Raw genomic sequence first — 14,418 nt, 5'->3', positions numbered from 1 at the left:
CGGCGCACACTGGTTCCCGACCACCCTTGACGAATCGGAGAACCATGGCCGACCATGCCAGCAACACGTCCACCGCCTCCCCGCCCGGCCCCGTCACCGTCGCGACCTTACGCTGGTGGCCCGTGGCCGCCGTCGTGCTCTATGCCCTGGCGCTGCTCCTGGGCCTGTGGGCCAAGGGCGCGGGCCGCTTCAGCCCCGAACTCGGGTGGGACATCGCGCTCAGCCACGACCGGATCGGCGTCTTCTCCGCCATGGCCCTGTGGATCAACACGGTCCTGCAGCCGCTCGGCGGGGTGGTGATCCTGGCGGCCGCCTGTCTGCTGCTGTGGTCCCGCCGTGGCCTGCCGACGGCCCTGGCGTTCGGGAGCACCGTGTGCGCGGCCTGGCTGCCGGCGGCAGTGGGCAAGGGCCTGGTCGACCGGGCACGTCCGCCGTTGACCGCGACCCACGCGCTGGTGCCCGAGTTGGGGACCGACAGCTTCCCCAGCGGCCACACCGAACTGGCGGCCGCGCTCGTGCTGGCGGCGGTGCTGGTCATCGCCCGCACCCGCAGGACCCGGCTGCTCGTCGGGGCCATCGGTGGCGTCTTCACCCTGGTGGTCGCCGCCTCGCGGCTGTACCTGGGCGTGCACTACCCCAGCGACGTGCTCGGCTCGCTGCTGGTCGCCGTCGCCGGGGCCCTAGTGTGGACGTGGCTGTGGCGCGGGTGGATCGACCCGTGGCTGGAGGCCCGGTTCCCGCACCTCGGCGCAACCTGGGGCACGTCGACGGGAGGTCGCCATGTTTGATCCCTCAACGCTGCTGGTCGGCGCCGGACCCTGGGTGGCGGCCGTCGTGTTCGTCATCGTGTTCATCGAGTCCGGCTGCCTGTTCCCGTTCCTGCCCGGCGATTCGCTGCTCTTCGCCGTCGGCATGGTCCACCACCAACTCGGCCTGCCGCTGCCGGTCCTCATCGCCGTGGCCGCTGTGGCGGCGATCGGCGGCGACAGCGTCGGCTACCTGATCGGCAACAAGGTCGGACGGCGCTGGTTCGCCCCGGACGCCCGGATCCTCAAGACCCGCTACCTCGAACAGACCGAGGGGTTCTTCGCCCGGCACGGGGGAGCGGCACTGGTATTGGCACGGTTCGTGCCGATCGTGCGCACGTTCACCCCGCTGGCAGCCGGCGCCGCACACTACCGGTACCGCAAGTTCCTGGCCTGGAATGTTTCCGGCGGCATCCTCTGGTCCGTCGGGGTGGTCCTGTTGGGCGTCTGGCTCGGTGGACTGCCCGTGGTGGCCAACCACGTCGATCTGTGGATGGTGGCGGTGGTCATCGTCTCGGTGCTGCCGCCGGTCATCACGTTCCTGCGCCACCGTAGGCGGTCGGCCGTCGGTTCCTGATACGCCGGGGCGCGGCTCTGGAACAATGGGGTTCCATGAGCCCCGTCCACGCCCCGCGCCTGTTGCTGGTCGAGGACGACCCCGCGTTGGGGCCTCTGCTCGTCGACCTGCTGGCCGACGGATTCACCGCTGAACTCGCGGTGGATGGGCCGAGCGGATTGCAGCGGGGGCTGGCCGGTGACTGGGACGCGATGGTCATCGACCGCGGCCTGCCGGGCATTGACGGCATCCGGCTGATTTCCGCCCTGCGCGGCCAGGGCATCGACACGCCGATCCTCATCCTCACCGCCCTCGGGGCCGTCGCCGACAAGGTGGAGGGCCTCGACGCCGGGGCCAACGACTATCTGGTCAAACCCTTCGACATCGACGAGCTCACCGCCCGGCTGCGCGCCCTGACCCGCACCGGGAAGGCGGAGGCGCCCGGTGGGCGGGCAACCCAACTGGCGGTCGGCTCATGGGAGCTCGCCGAGCGGTCCCGGTTGCTGACCTCGCCCTACGGGAACCGCGTCGAGCTCTCACCGACGGAAACCCGGCTGCTGGCGATCCTGGCCGCCGAGCCGCAGCGGGTCTTCACCCGGGCCGAACTCCTGGAATTGGTGTTCACCGCAGATGACGGGCCCGGCATCGTCGACACCTACGTCCACCACCTGCGCAAGAAGACCGCGCGATCGATCATCCGCACGGTGCACGGCACCGGCTACCACCTCGGAGGCCTCGAATGAGCAGGACCACCACCGGCGGCCAGGGCGCCTGGGAAGCCAGTGCCCTGCGCCACGCCGCCCTGAGGGTGGGCCTGCAACTGGCCGCCGTGACCGCGGCCGTCGTGCTCGTGGTACTGGCCATCGGCGGCGTCTACATCGCGTTGCACGCCGGGACGTCCCCGGGCAGCGACGGCGAACCCCAGGTGCGCATCTCCCTGGAAGTGGTCGACCTGCTCCAGCTGCTGGTCCTCGGTGGAGCCGCCGGCATCGTGCTCTCCGGAGTCGTCGGGGTGATCAGCGCCCGCCGCGCGGTCAGGCCCCTGGGCGCCACGCTGGAGGTCCAACGCCGCTTCGCCCAGGATGTCAGCCATGAACTGCGCACTCCGTTGACCGTGCTCGACGCCCGGCTGCAACTGCTCCAGCGCCGGGCAGGCGCCGGGCATGAGTTCTCCGCGGAACTGGACACCCTGCGCCGCGACGCCACCCAGCTGGCGCGGGTGATCGATGACCTGCTCTCCACCGTCGACGGCGGAACCGGGCAAGAAGCCCACGGGCCGACGGACCTGGGCGAACTCGCGGCGGAGACCGTGCGCGAGCTCGGCGTGCTCGCCGGACCGCGCGGCGTCGAGCTGCGCCATGTCGGCTCGGAGGGGTTGCTGCCCGTGCCCCTGGCGGAGGTTTCCGTTCGGCGCATCCTGACCGGGCTCATCGAAAACGCCACGAAGTACACTCCCTCCGGCGGCACGGTCACGGTGACCACGGCGCGCCACGGGAGCACGGTCCACCTGACGGTCACCGACACCGGAAGCGGGATCTCCGGGATCGAACCGCACCGGATCTTCGACCGCCACGCGCACGGGGCCGCCGGCCAGACGGGCACCCCGCGCAGTACGGGCATCGGCCTCTCCCTTGCCCGCGAGATGGTGGTGCGTGCCGGCGGGACGATCGGCGTGCTGGCCACGGGTGGGGACGGGACGAGCCTGCGGGTGGAGTTGCCGCTTTACCACCGGGGTTAGTGCAGGTGGCTGCCACCGTTGATGTCGATGGTGCCACCGGTGAGGTAGGAGGCGTCCTCGCTGGAGAGGAAGGAAATGACGGCGGCGATCTCCTCCGTTGAGGCGGTACGCCCCAACGGGATGCCGCTCGTGATGGCCGTCTCGCTCTCCGGGGTGGAGCCGACCCGGATGTTGGTGTCGACGGCGCCGGGAGCGACCGCGTTGATGGTCACGCCGCTGTCTTCCAGCTCCCGGGCCAAGGCCTTGGTGAAGCCCAGGATGGCGGCCTTGGCCGAGGAGTAGGGGACTTTTCCGAAGACCCCGCCGCCGCGCTGGGCAGACACCGAGGACATGGTCACAATGCGACCCCATCCGTTGTCCATCATGTCCGGCAGGAAGGCCTTGGTGACCAGATAGGTGCCCGTCGCGTTGACGGCCATGATCCGGTCCCAGAGCTCGCGCGTGGTCTCGAGGAACGGGACGGGTGAGGTGATGCCGGCAATGTTCGCCACGGCACCGACGACCGGCAGGTCTCCGGCGGAGACGGCGCCGCGAACTGCTGCGAGGGCGGCGTCGACGGACTCGTCATCGGCGACGTCCACCGCGTGGCCCAGGGCCGGGACGCCATGTTCGCGGGAAATGTCGTCGGCGACCTGCCGGGCCAGGCTGGCGTCCAGGTCCAGGACGACGACACCCCAGCCGTCGCGGGCATAGCGGTTGGCGACGGCCTTGCCGATGCCCTTGTCGGATGTGGCGCCGGTGACGACGGCGGTGCGCTGGGTCGAGTTCATGTGTGTTCCTCCGGAGGACGGATCTGTGATGATGACCACCTTACGAGCGTTGACTGTCAACAGTCAACCAATTTAAATTTCTTCACGGTTGACTGTTGACAGTGACGGGTGGCGCGGCTCACACTGATGGGCATAACCTGTTGACTGTCAACACTGCCGCGACGTCGAAGTCGCCCGGCAGGAGATTGGAAGGACACCATGAGCGCTCAACGCCTCGAGATGCGCGGCCCCGTACACGGCACGAAGGATGCCCGACGCGTCGCCGTGGGCTCCAGTGTGGGAGCCGTGATCGAAACCTATGACTTCATCGGTTTCGGTACCGCGGCCGCACTGTACTTCGGCCATGCCTTCTTCCCCGGGGTCGACCCGGTGACCGGCACCCTGGCCTCTTTCGCCACACTTGGGGTCGGATTCGCGGCCCGGCCACTGGGCGGAATCCTGGGTGGCTACCTGGGCGACCGGATGGGCCGCAAACCCGTCCTGGTCGGCTCGCTGGTCCTGATGGGCCTGGCGACCTTCGTCATCGGCCTGCTGCCGACCTACGCCCAGGTCGGTCTCATGGCACCTGCCCTCCTGGTCTTCGTGCGCATCGTCCAGGGCCTTGCCTTCGGGGCCGAGTGGGGCGGTGCCATCCTGATGAGTTACGAACACGCGCCCTGGCGCCGCAAGGGCAAGTTCACGGGCATCGTGCAGGCCGGCTTCCCCGTGGGGCTGCTGCTGGCCAACATCGTCTTCCTGTACAGCGTCCACCTGCCCGGGTCCTGGGCGTGGCGCTTACCTTTCCTGGCCAGCATCCTGCTGGTCGCCGTGGGCCTGATCATCCGGTCCAAGGTCCCGGAGTCGCCTGTCTTCGAGGACGTGAAGTCCTCCGGCGAGATCGCCAAGAACCCCATTGCCGAGGTGATCCGTCAGGATTGGCGCAACATCGTGCGTGGCATTGGCCTGCGCATCGCGGAGACGGCCGGGTATGCCGTATCCATCACCTACATGATTTCCTATCTCCACACCAACGGGCTGGCGGAAAAGTCGGAGACCCTCATCGCGCTCTGCATCGCCTCGGCCATCGGCATCTTCGCCACGATGTATTGGGGCGCCTTGACCGACAAGGTCGGTCGGAGGTCGCTCTACATCTTCTCCACGGCGTTCGCCGTCGTCTTCGGGATCCCGATGTTCATGATGGTCAACACCGGGATGTTCTTCTTCATCGTCGTCACCATTGTCCTGGCCTACGCGGTGTGCCAGAACTCGCTCGCCGGCGCGCAGGGTTCCTGGTTCCCCGAACTGTTCCAGGCCCGGACTCGTTCGTCAGGTGCATCGCTGGCCTACCAGATTTCAGCCATGGTCTCCGGTTTCACGCCCTTCATCACCACGCTGCTGTTCATATGGCTTGGATGGATGGGCCCGGCCCTGCTGTTCAGCTTCTATGCGGCCATTGGCCTCTGGGCGGCACTGGTGACCCGCGAAACCTGGGGCCCGGCCGAACGGCGGCTCGCCGCCGAGGCGGAAGCCTCAACACCGGCACCGTGCCCCAGCCCCACAGCCCTGACGAAGTAGAGGACCATGATGAACACGCTTTCCGCAACAACGACCACGATCCCGGCGCCCTCCCGGGCCGAGCGGACACGTCATGTCCGGGAATTCGCGTACCGGATGCGCCACCACGTTCTGGACATGGGAGAGGTCCAGGGGCAGGGCTACGTCGGCCAGGCCCTGGGCGCCGCCGAGATGTTCGCCGTCGTCTACGCAGACCAGTTGAACTTTCGCGCCGAAGAGCCCGATTGGGCCGCCCGGGACCGGTTCCTGCTCTCCACGGGCCACTACGCGATCGGCCACTATGCCGCCCTGGCCGAGGCCGGCACCATTCCCGTCGCCGAACTGGAGACCTACGGATCGGACGATTCCCGGCTGCCGATGTCCGGTATGTCCACCTACACCCCGGGCATGGAAATCTCCGGTGGATCCCTCGGGCACGGGCTGCCCGTCGCCGTCGGCACGGCGCTTGGCCTGCGCCACCAGGGCTCGACCGCGAAGGTCATCAACTTCATGTCCGACGGCGAGCTCGACGAGGGCTCGACGTGGGAAGCCGCCATGGGCGCGCACCACCACGGACTCGACAACCTGACCGTCCTGGTCGACATCAACGCCTTGCAGGCCGACGGCAAGACCGACACCGTCCTGCGCACCGAACCGGTGGCCGACAAGTGGGCCGCCTCCGGTTGGTTCACGCAACGTGTCGACGGCAACGACGCCGGCGCGCTGGTGGAGGCCTTCGACGCCGCGGCCGATCCACAACGACGACTCAACCGTCCCGCCGTCATTTTGTGCGACACGCGCATCGGCCGCGGAGTGCCGATGCTGGAAACCCGGGAGAAGGCTCACTTCATGCGCATCGAGGAACACGAATGGCAGCTCTGCCGAGAAGAACTCACCGCCGGAAGCGAAGGACTGAACCGATGACCACCACACCGACCGCGAAGCGCCTGAAGACCTCGGCCATGATCGCCTCCATCGCCGAAGAGGGCCAGAAGACCACGCTCGCGCCGTTCGGCCATGCGCTGGCACGGGCAGCCGAGCAGAATCCCGCCATCGTTGGATTGACGGCGGATCTGGGCAAGTACACGGACATGCATGTGTTTGCCCAAGCCCACCCCGATCGTTTCTTCCAGATGGGGATGGCCGAGCAGCTCCTGCTCGGGGCCGCCGCCGGCATGGCGCAGACCGGGTTGGTCCCGTTCGCCTCCACCTACTCGGTGTTCGCGGCCCGCCGTGCCTATGACTTTCTCTGCCTGGACAGCGCCGAGCCAAACCTGAACGTCAACGTCGTCGGCGGGCTCCCGGGCCTCACGACCGGTTACGGTCCCAGCCACCAAGCGACCGAGGACATGGCAATCTTCCGGGGCATGCCGAACCTGACCATCGTGGACCCCTGTGATTCGGTGGACATCGAACAAGTCGTACCGCAATTGGCTGACAGCGAGGGGCCGACGTACCTGCGCCTGCTGCGCGGCAAGGTCCCCACGGTCCTGGACGAGTACGACTACACCTTCGAGCTGGGCAAGGCGAAGGTACTGCGCGGGGGAGCAGACGTCGTGCTGGTTTCCAGCGGCCTGATGACCATGCGCGCCCTGGAGGCCGCCAAGGAACTGGCCAAGCACCACGTTGACGTGGCCGTCGTCCACGCCCCGACCATCAAACCGTTCGACGAGGAAACCGTGCTGCGCGAGATCGCCGGCGACCGCCTGGTGCTCACGCTCGAGAACCATACGGTCATCGGTGGGCTCTTCGAGACCGTGGCGTCAGCCGTCGTGCGCGCCGGGCTGGGGAAGCGGATTGTCCCGGTGGCCCTGCCCGACGAATTTCTCGATGCCGGAGCCCTGCCCACGCTCCACGATCGTTATGGGCTGTCCATCAGGGCCGTGGTCGCCAAGGTCCTCGCCGAACTCTAGGTTGCGGCGTCCCCGGGTCCCGCATGGCTGGACCCGGGCACGCGTATGCTGGGAGCCAATTGGTGAAGGTTAACGGTCGACGAATGACAAAGGGAGCTGGGCGGCAATGACAACGGAAATGATGTCACTGGGCGGTCTGCAGAAGACGAGTCTGCGGCAACAGGCGCTGTCTGCGCTGCGCAAGGCCATCACGACCGGTGAACTCCCGCCCGGCAAGCACCTGGTCGAGACCGAGCTCTCGGAAATGCTCCAGATCAGCCGCGGCACGTTGCGCGAAGCCCTGCGTCAACTCCAACAGGAGGGCCTAGTGGCCATTGGGGCGCGCGGGCGCCTGGCGGTCCGCAGTCTCGACACCGTGGAAATCCGTGACATCTTCGCCGTCCGGGCTGCGCTGGAAGTGCTGGCTGCGCAGACCCTGTGCCGGGTCGAGGATCGCAGCGAGGCACTGGAGTCACTGCGCTCCTGCCTTTCGGTCATGGAAGCGACAGCCAAGCTCGGGCTCGAAGAGGGAATTGAGGCGGACTTGGAATTCCACCGGGCGATGTGCCGGCTCAGTGGCAACGAGTCCTTGCTGCTGGCCTGGGAACAGCTGGAGGGCAGTATCCGCATGTCGATCATGTGGGCCGGCAAGGACCGCGGCATGAAGAACATGGATGCCGGGCGCCACGCCGACATCGTCGACGCCATCGAATCCGCCGATGCTGAACTGGTGGGGAACGTCATCCGCACCCATATGGATACCGCAGCCAACGTGTTGGTCCAGGGCTGATACCGCCGGGGACCGCTCGCCAAGCGGGGGGTCCCATCCAGGGCCTAATCCGGCTCGCGTTCGTCCTCATCGTCGGGTACCGACTGCGATTGCTCGAAGACGTCGGCCTCATCGGCCTCCAAGCCCTCCAGGTCGGAGTGCAGGGCCGGTGCTTCCACTGCGTCTTCCGATGGATCCTCATCGAGGATGGCTTCCTCATCGGCATCGGCTGGCTGGAACGAGTTCTCCTCGCTGGACGGGTGGGGAGCCGGATTGGGTGTCATGGGCCGTTCCATGTGTTCCTCCCAGAACGTATCGGCGACGTGCTGTCCCCCTCCATTTTCCCCACACGGCGAAGGGGCGCAAGGGAAAGCCCGCCGTCGTGATCACGACGGCGGGACTCCCACCTGCAAATGCCCGGGAGGCCGGCTATTTGCCGAAGGCGTCCTTGGCGTGCTCACCGGCCTGCTTGGCCTTGGCACCGGCCTGGTCGGCCTTGCCCTCTGCCCGCAGTTCCTCGTTGTTGGTGGCGTCGCCGGAGGCCTCCTTGGCCTTGCCGGTGGCTTCCTGGGCCTTGTTGCCGATCTTGTCTCCGAGTCCCATGGTGTTCTCCTTATTGTTGGTTGGGTGTTGCGGTCTGGTGGTGCGTGGACGGCCCGGTCCGGCTAGCCACGCGGTGGTTTGGCCGCGCCGCGTCGGCGGCCCAGCCGTCCCTTGATCCAACCGGTGACCGCGATGGCCACTGCGGCGATGATCCGGTTTCGCATGGTGGTTTCCTTCCCTCATGGATTGGCCCGCACGTTGTCGGAGGAGTCAGCTGGTTCGGGCCACCGAGTATTCGATGGCCAGGTGGTCCAGCTGGCGCCCCAGGCACTGCACGACGTCGGCCGCTACTCCAGCGGTCAGCGTCGCCGTCAGATCGGGCAGGTGGGTGGACGGTTCGGTGTGCACATGCAGCATCAAATCGGGCGCCTCCGCGCTGCCGCGCAGCACGGCCTTGGCCGCCGCCACCTCGGGCAGGGCCGCGGCGGCCTGTGCTGCCGCCGATTCGAGGACCTTCGGATCCAACGTGGTGGTCCCGGCACCCGGGTCGGCCGTGAAGCGCAGCGTTTCCGCCCGTTGGGAACGGGGGATCTGCCGGCCCAGCCAGGCCAGGCCAAGCAGCAGCACGATCACCCCGACGGCGATCATGGCGGCGGGCAGCCACGGCTGCTCCAGCACACCGGCGGCACCGGGTGCCACTGGGGCCCCCGGATCGGCCAGCAAACCGGAGGCCCCCGCTGGTGCGCTCGTGCCGGCGGTGGCCTGCAGCCAGGGCCAGACGGTCCACAGTCCGACGGCCAGCAGCACGATGCCGAGCACGATCAGCAGGGTGCGGTTCAACGCGGTGGGGTAGGTCCTCATGAGGAACTCACCATTCTGACTGTGGTTTTCGGGATCCGACCCTCCAGGTTGGCGGCCAGGATGTCGTCGGACACGGTGTGCACGGCGATGGCGAGATCGCCGTGCTCGCGCAACGGCGTGCGGACGCGCACCGACATCGAGGTGCCCCGCAGCCGGGCGGTGCAGGAACCGACGCCGTCCAGGGCGCGCACCCGGTTCTCCACCAGATGCTGGGCGCCGCGGCGGGTGACGACCGCCTCCGCCGTGCCGACGACTCCATCGGCCGTGCGGACCGGGGTGCTGCGGCTGGTGGGGCGGCCCGGAAGGATCCCACACAGCACCATGACCAGGCCGAGCACTGCCACGACGGCGCCGGCAGCGGCTACAGAGCGTGCGCCCCATTCGCGTTCCCCGGCGTCGGCCAGGAAGGTCGCCGCGGCCGGCCATTGCCCGTCTTGCAGGCGCAGGATCGCCAGGACGGCCACGGCGGCACCGACGAGGATGAGGACCACTGCGGCGATCGATGCCGGAACCACGCGTGCGGGGCGTGGTCGCAGGGATGTCCTGGTCATCGGACCCTCCTCTCCGGTGGGGCGGCCTCGAGCCAATCCACCTGGATGTCCACGGGGGCCGCGGTCACGCCGGCGTAACGCTGCAGGTCATCGACGATGCCCTGGCGGACCTCGTCGGTGGAATGGCGGATGTCGCTGGGAAACCGGAGTCCGATCTTCACGGACACCGAGGCGGTGCTCCCGGCCACGGTGGCCGTGACCGGGGGCAGCGCGCTGAAGTCCTGGCTGGACCCGACCCCCAGGACGCCGCGGGTGCGGGCGCCGACTGCGGGATGCGAGGCAGCGGACTTGGCTGCGAGCCGGCTGACCGCCCGTTCGCTGATGGTCAGCCGGCCGCGATTTTGGGGGGCGTCAAGGACGCCCCGGGAGGGGCCGTCGGGGGCACCCGGGTGGATGGCGCGCATGTCAGCGCCGGCCTTGGATGCGGCCCGCCCAGTCCTGCAGGTCGACGCGTCCTTCCACGACACGGCCCACACCGAACGCGACGACGGCCACGACGGCCACCAGCAGCATGCGCCAGAACCCGCCGAAGGCCCACACCGTACCCAGGACCAGCCCGACGAGTACGCAAAAACGTGCGCTGTTCATGGTCTACGCCAGACGTTCGGAGCGCTCGGAAGCCGCGTCATCGTCGTCGTCCTCGGGCAGGTGCACGTCGGTGACGTTCACGTTGACCTCGATGACCTCCAGCGACGTCCCGTGTTCGACGGCCTGGATGATGCTGCGGCGGATCTCCTCCGCGACCTCGGCGATGGAGACGCCGTATTCGACGACGATGTTCACGTCGATGGCGGCCTGGCGTTCACCGGTCTCGACGCTCACGCCACCGGCGACGTTGGTCTGGGACCCGGGGATGCGCTCGGTCAGGTTGGAGAAAGCGCGACGAGCCGCATTGCCCATGGCGTAGACGCCGGGGACCTCGCGGGCGGCGACACCCGAGAGCTTCTGGACCACCGTATCGGCGATAGTGGTGGAACCGTGCTCGGTGTGCAGGGGGCCTGCGGGCATGCGCTCCACCTGGCTTGCCGCCGCGACGCGGGACTCCCCGGCGGTCTGGGGAAGCCCGGTGCTGGTGTTCTCGGCCATGATGTTCTCCGTTTCGTCTGACGTCTGGTTGCGTCTTACACCAGTACAGACGGTGCGGGTCGGGCATTCGTCACGGTCGAAGTGAAAAAACTTTTCCTAACCCGCTGGGTGGTGTGCCGGGCCGCCGTCGGCGTCGACGTCGGGTGCCCCGTGCTCCAGCACGGTGACGGTCACCGAGGACAGTTCGATTCCGTGAGAGGTCAGTACCCGATGCACCAGGTCCTGGACAGCGGCACTGACCTCGGTGGCGCGGTGTCCGGCGGCCACGGCGATGTCCAACCGTGCCTCGGCGGGCCCGGCTCCGCCCGAGAGCCGCAGGGCCTCGTGTGGTTCCTGCGTGCGCGTGGCCAGGGCACGCACGACGGCCAGCGTGGGCGGGAACACGGCGGTGACCCCGGCCAGGCGCAGTACTTGATCGACGGCGTCGGCGCGGGCCGCGGCCGTGGCGTGGATGGGGCTTGGGCTACTCATCGATGATGTCCTCCACGGTGACGTCCACTGTTGTGGCGGTGATGCCGAGTTCTGCGTCGAGGCGGTCGGCGACTGCTTGGCGGAGCCGCTCGGCGACCTCCGTTGCCCGCATCCCGACTTCCAGATGCACCCCGATCTGGCAGATGACGGCGGGATGGCCGTCCGCGTCCACCGCCGCGGCGGCACCGTGCTTGCGGAGCTCGATGCCCCGGACGGTGTCGGCGGCCCGGCGGATGACGTCGTTGAGGACGTAGACGCTGATCTCCAGCGGCCCCCGGGGGGTGAGCCTGACGCGGATGCGCCGGCCTCGACGGATCTCGGCCCGGATGCCCTCCATGGCCGAGCGGCGGATCCGCTCGAGTGTGGCGTCCTCCGCCGCGATCTCCGGCGGGTCCTCGCGCAGTTTCCGGGTGGCCAGCAAGAGGGGTTGGAGGCGGCGTCGTTGTTCCTGGCATTGCGGGCACGAGCGCTCGTGCGCGTCCGGGGGCAGGTCGAGCCGATCCCAGACGTCCTCCTCGGAGCGGTCGCAGGCCGGCACGGCGCCGGAGTGTGGTCCGGTGTTCATTTCCACGGGTCCATCCTTTCGGAGAGCGCGGTTCGTGCTCGGGCGATGCGGCCGCGGGTCGTGGCCAGCGTTGCGCCGGTGATGTCTGCGATCTCCTGGTATCCCAGCCCGTGGACCTCACGCAGGGTCCAGGCTTCGCGTTGGGCAACGGGCAGGGCCGCCAGATGCCGTGTCAGGGAGGCCAGGGCCAAGCGTGTCTCGGCCTCGCCGGCCGGGCCGACGTCAGGAACCCGGCTTGCTTCGCTGTCGCTGCGCAGCGCTTCCTGTTCGGCGGGATCACCGCCGTCGGGGCGTCGCTTGCGGATCGTGTCGATGCAGCGGTGCGAGGCGATGCGGTAAAGCCAGGTCGAGGCGGCCTCGGTCGATCGCAGTGTCGGCAGGCGCCGCCACGCGGCGACCAGGACGTCCTGGACCGCGTCCTCTGCATCCGGACCATTGCCGAGCATGCCGCGGCAAAAGCGCAGGATGCCGCGTTGGTGCCGGCGGACGAGTTCCTCGAAGGCATCGAGGTCGCCGGACTGGGCCCGCGCGACCAGCGCCGGGTCGGTCAGGACGGCAAGCATCTCGTTCATGGGCTCCCTCGAAGTGTCCAACAACGTGCGTCGGACCCCCTGGAGCGCTGTCTACGTGGAGCCGTGGGTCCATTCCCGAGGCTAGCACGCAGCCCGGACGCCGCCGCGGGCACCTACTTCCCGGATGGCTGGCGGGTGTTCAGCCGGCTGTGCTGGCGGGAGTAGGCGAAGTAGACGATGAACCCGATGGCCAGCCAGATGATGAACCGGATCCAGGTTTCGAGCGCCAGGTTGAGCATCAGGTAGAAGCACACGATGACCGCTGCGATCGGGATGACCGGGACCCACGGAACCCTGAACGATCGCTTCAGGTCCGGGCGGGTCCTGCGCAGGATCACGACACCGATGGAGACCAAGATGAACGCGGCGAGGGTGCCGATGTTCACCAGCTCCGCCAAGGTCGAGAGCGGGACGAACGTGGCCAGGATCGTAATGGGGATGGCGGCCAGGAGGGTGAACCGGTACGGGGTGCCGAAGCGCGGGTGGGTCTTGGCCAGGCCGATGGGCAACAGGTGGTCGCGCGCCATGGCGAAGCCGACGCGCGTCTGCCCCAGGAACAGGATCATGCAGACCACGATGAGGCCAATGCAGGCACCGATGGCAATCAGGTTGCCCATGACCGGCAGCCCCACGGCGTCGAACGCGGTTGCCAACGGGGCACCGTCGGTGGGATCGATGTCCTTGTAGCTCTGCATGCCGGTGATCACCAGCGAAACGGCGATGTACAGCACGGTCACGATGGCCAACGAACCGAAGATGCCGATGGGCATGTTGCGCTGGGGGTTCCGCGTTTCCTCGGCCGTGGTCGCCACGACGTCGAACCCGATGAAGGCGAAGAACACCATGGCCGCCGCGGCGAAGATGCCCCCGACGCCGTAGACGCTCGGATCCAGGTTGAACAGGGTCTGGACCAGAGGCAGGTGCAGGGCGCCACCGCTGGCCTCGGGCGGGGTTTCGGCTGGCGGGATGAAGGGCGACCAGTTGGCGAGATTGATGAAGAAGATGCCGACGACGATGACGGCCAGCACCACCAGCACCTTGATGGCGGTGACGACCTGGTTGATGCGGCTGGACAGCTTGATGCCGGTGATGAGGACGATTGTCAGCCCGAGCACCAACAGTCCGGCCGGGAGGTTGAGATAGCCCTTCTCCGCGGTGGCGATCGCCTCGGGGATCTCGAAGGGGGTGCCGGAGAGCACGACGCCGAGGTACTGGCTGAAGGAGGTGGCCAGGGCCGCGGCCCCCACGGTGAATTCCAGGATCAGGTCCCAGCCGATGATCCATGCCAGCAGTTCGCCCATGGTGGCGAACGTGTAGGTGTAGGCGCTGCCGGCCGCCGGGACGGTCGAGGCCAGTTCGGCATAGCAGAGGGCGGCCAGGGCACAACCCAGCCCGGCGATCAGGAACGAGATGGAGATGGCGGGTCCGGCGTTCGAGGCCGCGGCCTGCCCGGTGAGCACGAAGATGCCGGCACCGATGCAGACGCCGACGCCAAACACGATGAGATCCAGGGCCCCGAGGTTCTTCTTGAGCTGGTGCTCCGGTTCCTCGGTGTCTTGGAGTGTTTGTTCGATGGATTTGGTGCGGAAGATCCCGTTCGACATGGTGACTCCTCAGCAGGAAATGAAACCGACTGTGATGTAGATCACCATACCCTTGGCCAGGCAGACCCGATAGACGGGCGCGTATCAACCATGTACGCAAA

20 protein-coding genes are annotated in these 14,418 nt (G+C 68.0%); 8 read left to right on the top strand and 12 right to left on the bottom strand.

The features are described from left to right. Positions 1–44 precede the first annotated feature (44 nt). The 4 genes from AC1MEQ_RS05310 to AC1MEQ_RS05295 are packed head-to-tail and all read left to right on the top strand — an operon-like array spanning position 45 to position 3,100. Complete coding sequence (locus AC1MEQ_RS05310; RefSeq protein ID WP_479794610.1) at positions 45–788, top strand: phosphatase PAP2 family protein; 744 nt, start codon at positions 45–47, stop codon at positions 786–788. Beyond that, on the top strand, positions 781–1,383 hold the full coding sequence (locus AC1MEQ_RS05305) for a VTT domain-containing protein (protein ID WP_479794608.1): 603 nt from the start codon (positions 781–783) through the stop codon (positions 1,381–1,383). Before AC1MEQ_RS05310 ends, AC1MEQ_RS05305 begins: the two co-directional genes overlap by 8 nt. A 35-nt stretch (positions 1,384–1,418) precedes the next feature. Then, a complete protein-coding gene (locus AC1MEQ_RS05300; RefSeq protein WP_479794606.1) occupies positions 1,419–2,105 on the top strand; it encodes a response regulator transcription factor in 687 nt (228 codons plus the stop codon). Continuing rightward, positions 2,102–3,100 carry a sensor histidine kinase gene (locus AC1MEQ_RS05295; RefSeq protein WP_479794604.1) on the top strand — a complete coding sequence of 333 codons (999 nt, stop codon included), beginning with the start codon at positions 2,102–2,104 and terminating at the stop codon, positions 3,098–3,100. The genes AC1MEQ_RS05300 and AC1MEQ_RS05295 overlap by 4 nt, the downstream gene beginning before the upstream one ends. Here the strand turns inward: AC1MEQ_RS05295 and AC1MEQ_RS05290 are convergent. Next, positions 3,097–3,870 (bottom strand): SDR family NAD(P)-dependent oxidoreductase, encoded by a 774-nt coding sequence (locus AC1MEQ_RS05290; RefSeq protein WP_479794602.1) that lies wholly within the window; start codon positions 3,868–3,870, stop codon positions 3,097–3,099. The genes AC1MEQ_RS05295 and AC1MEQ_RS05290 overlap by 4 nt on opposite strands. Before the next feature lie 198 nt (positions 3,871–4,068). Between AC1MEQ_RS05290 and AC1MEQ_RS05285 the strand changes: the two genes are divergently transcribed. The 4 genes from AC1MEQ_RS05285 (at position 4,069) to AC1MEQ_RS05270 (ending at position 8,085) form a co-directional block, all read left to right on the top strand. Beyond that, positions 4,069–5,424: an MFS transporter gene (locus AC1MEQ_RS05285; protein ID WP_479794600.1), complete on the top strand. Its 1,356-nt coding sequence runs from the start codon at positions 4,069–4,071 to the stop codon at positions 5,422–5,424. Positions 5,425–5,433: 9 nt separating this feature from the next. Then, complete coding sequence (locus AC1MEQ_RS05280; protein ID WP_479796068.1) at positions 5,434–6,327, top strand: transketolase; 894 nt, start codon at positions 5,434–5,436, stop codon at positions 6,325–6,327. Continuing rightward, complete coding sequence (locus tag AC1MEQ_RS05275; protein WP_479794598.1) at positions 6,324–7,316, top strand: transketolase family protein; 993 nt, start codon at positions 6,324–6,326, stop codon at positions 7,314–7,316. Before AC1MEQ_RS05280 ends, AC1MEQ_RS05275 begins: the two co-directional genes overlap by 4 nt. 106 nt (positions 7,317–7,422) lie before the next feature. After that, a complete protein-coding gene (locus AC1MEQ_RS05270) occupies positions 7,423–8,085 on the top strand; it encodes a GntR family transcriptional regulator (RefSeq protein WP_479794596.1) in 663 nt (220 codons plus the stop codon). A gap of 44 nt (positions 8,086–8,129) precedes the next feature. Here the strand turns inward: AC1MEQ_RS05270 and AC1MEQ_RS05265 are convergent, their stop codons facing one another. The 11 genes from AC1MEQ_RS05265 to AC1MEQ_RS05215 all read right to left on the bottom strand — a co-directional run bounded on the left by AC1MEQ_RS05265 (position 8,130) and on the right by AC1MEQ_RS05215 (position 14,317). Next, on the bottom strand, positions 8,130–8,348 hold the full coding sequence (locus AC1MEQ_RS05265; protein ID WP_479794594.1) for a hypothetical protein: 219 nt from the start codon (positions 8,346–8,348) through the stop codon (positions 8,130–8,132). 145 nt (positions 8,349–8,493) lie between these two features. Continuing rightward, positions 8,494–8,667: a CsbD family protein gene (locus AC1MEQ_RS05260; protein ID WP_479794592.1), complete on the bottom strand. Its 174-nt coding sequence runs from the start codon at positions 8,665–8,667 to the stop codon at positions 8,494–8,496. 210 nt (positions 8,668–8,877) lie between these two features. Beyond that, positions 8,878–9,468, bottom strand: coding sequence for an alkaline shock response membrane anchor protein AmaP (gene amaP, locus AC1MEQ_RS05255; RefSeq protein ID WP_479794590.1), 591 nt, complete (start codon positions 9,466–9,468; stop codon positions 8,878–8,880). Then, on the bottom strand, positions 9,465–10,019 hold the full coding sequence (locus AC1MEQ_RS05250; protein WP_479794589.1) for a DUF6286 domain-containing protein: 555 nt from the start codon (positions 10,017–10,019) through the stop codon (positions 9,465–9,467). The genes amaP and AC1MEQ_RS05250 overlap by 4 nt, the downstream gene beginning before the upstream one ends. Beyond that, positions 10,016–10,423 (bottom strand): Asp23/Gls24 family envelope stress response protein, encoded by a 408-nt coding sequence (locus AC1MEQ_RS05245; protein WP_479794587.1) that lies wholly within the window; start codon positions 10,421–10,423, stop codon positions 10,016–10,018. The genes AC1MEQ_RS05250 and AC1MEQ_RS05245 overlap by 4 nt, the downstream gene beginning before the upstream one ends. Position 10,424: 1 nt before the next feature. Further along, complete coding sequence (locus AC1MEQ_RS05240) at positions 10,425–10,607, bottom strand: DUF2273 domain-containing protein (protein WP_479794585.1); 183 nt, start codon at positions 10,605–10,607, stop codon at positions 10,425–10,427. Positions 10,608–10,610: 3 nt separating this feature from the next. Next, positions 10,611–11,105, bottom strand: a complete 495-nt coding sequence (locus tag AC1MEQ_RS05235; RefSeq protein WP_479794583.1) for an Asp23/Gls24 family envelope stress response protein — start codon at positions 11,103–11,105, stop codon at positions 10,611–10,613. Positions 11,106–11,201: 96 nt separating this feature from the next. Then, entirely contained in the window at positions 11,202–11,576 is a 375-nt protein-coding gene (locus tag AC1MEQ_RS05230; RefSeq protein WP_479794581.1) for a hypothetical protein, read from the bottom strand. Then, entirely contained in the window at positions 11,569–12,147 is a 579-nt protein-coding gene (locus tag AC1MEQ_RS05225; protein ID WP_479794580.1) for an Asp23/Gls24 family envelope stress response protein, read from the bottom strand. The genes AC1MEQ_RS05230 and AC1MEQ_RS05225 overlap by 8 nt, the downstream gene beginning before the upstream one ends. Then, a complete protein-coding gene (locus tag AC1MEQ_RS05220) occupies positions 12,138–12,713 on the bottom strand; it encodes an RNA polymerase sigma factor (RefSeq protein ID WP_479794578.1) in 576 nt (191 codons plus the stop codon). Before AC1MEQ_RS05220 ends, AC1MEQ_RS05225 begins: the two co-directional genes overlap by 10 nt. A gap of 113 nt (positions 12,714–12,826) precedes the next feature. Beyond that, positions 12,827–14,317, bottom strand: coding sequence for an amino acid permease (locus tag AC1MEQ_RS05215; RefSeq protein ID WP_479794576.1), 1,491 nt, complete (start codon positions 14,315–14,317; stop codon positions 12,827–12,829). Positions 14,318–14,418: the final 101 nt, after the last annotated feature.

The sequence above is a fragment of the Arthrobacter sp. ASL1 genome (assembly GCF_056680475.1).
The sequence above is the reverse complement of the archived record's forward strand: the minus strand, read 5'-3'. Positions and strand labels throughout refer to the sequence as shown.

Coding starts and splice junctions, on each gene's coding strand:
- AC1MEQ_RS05310 (WP_479794610.1), top strand. CDS start 45: ATGGCCGACCATGCCAGCAACACGTCCACCGCCTCCCCGCCCGGCCCC.
- AC1MEQ_RS05305 (WP_479794608.1), top strand. CDS start 781: ATGTTTGATCCCTCAACGCTGCTGGTCGGCGCCGGACCCTGGGTGGCG.
- AC1MEQ_RS05300 (WP_479794606.1), top strand. CDS start 1,419: ATGAGCCCCGTCCACGCCCCGCGCCTGTTGCTGGTCGAGGACGACCCC.
- AC1MEQ_RS05295 (WP_479794604.1), top strand. CDS start 2,102: ATGAGCAGGACCACCACCGGCGGCCAGGGCGCCTGGGAAGCCAGTGCC.
- AC1MEQ_RS05290 (WP_479794602.1), bottom strand. CDS start 3,870: ATGAACTCGACCCAGCGCACCGCCGTCGTCACCGGCGCCACATCCGAC.
- AC1MEQ_RS05285 (WP_479794600.1), top strand. CDS start 4,069: ATGAGCGCTCAACGCCTCGAGATGCGCGGCCCCGTACACGGCACGAAG.
- AC1MEQ_RS05280 (WP_479796068.1), top strand. CDS start 5,434: ATGAACACGCTTTCCGCAACAACGACCACGATCCCGGCGCCCTCCCGG.
- AC1MEQ_RS05275 (WP_479794598.1), top strand. CDS start 6,324: ATGACCACCACACCGACCGCGAAGCGCCTGAAGACCTCGGCCATGATC.
- AC1MEQ_RS05270 (WP_479794596.1), top strand. CDS start 7,423: ATGACAACGGAAATGATGTCACTGGGCGGTCTGCAGAAGACGAGTCTG.
- AC1MEQ_RS05265 (WP_479794594.1), bottom strand. CDS start 8,348: ATGACACCCAATCCGGCTCCCCACCCGTCCAGCGAGGAGAACTCGTTC.
- AC1MEQ_RS05260 (WP_479794592.1), bottom strand. CDS start 8,667: ATGGGACTCGGAGACAAGATCGGCAACAAGGCCCAGGAAGCCACCGGC.
- amaP (WP_479794590.1), bottom strand. CDS start 9,468: ATGAGGACCTACCCCACCGCGTTGAACCGCACCCTGCTGATCGTGCTC.
- AC1MEQ_RS05250 (WP_479794589.1), bottom strand. CDS start 10,019: ATGACCAGGACATCCCTGCGACCACGCCCCGCACGCGTGGTTCCGGCA.
- AC1MEQ_RS05245 (WP_479794587.1), bottom strand. CDS start 10,423: ATGCGCGCCATCCACCCGGGTGCCCCCGACGGCCCCTCCCGGGGCGTC.
- AC1MEQ_RS05240 (WP_479794585.1), bottom strand. CDS start 10,607: ATGAACAGCGCACGTTTTTGCGTACTCGTCGGGCTGGTCCTGGGTACG.
- AC1MEQ_RS05235 (WP_479794583.1), bottom strand. CDS start 11,105: ATGGCCGAGAACACCAGCACCGGGCTTCCCCAGACCGCCGGGGAGTCC.
- AC1MEQ_RS05230 (WP_479794581.1), bottom strand. CDS start 11,576: ATGAGTAGCCCAAGCCCCATCCACGCCACGGCCGCGGCCCGCGCCGAC.
- AC1MEQ_RS05220 (WP_479794578.1), bottom strand. CDS start 12,713: ATGAACGAGATGCTTGCCGTCCTGACCGACCCGGCGCTGGTCGCGCGG.
- AC1MEQ_RS05215 (WP_479794576.1), bottom strand. CDS start 14,317: ATGTCGAACGGGATCTTCCGCACCAAATCCATCGAACAAACACTCCAA.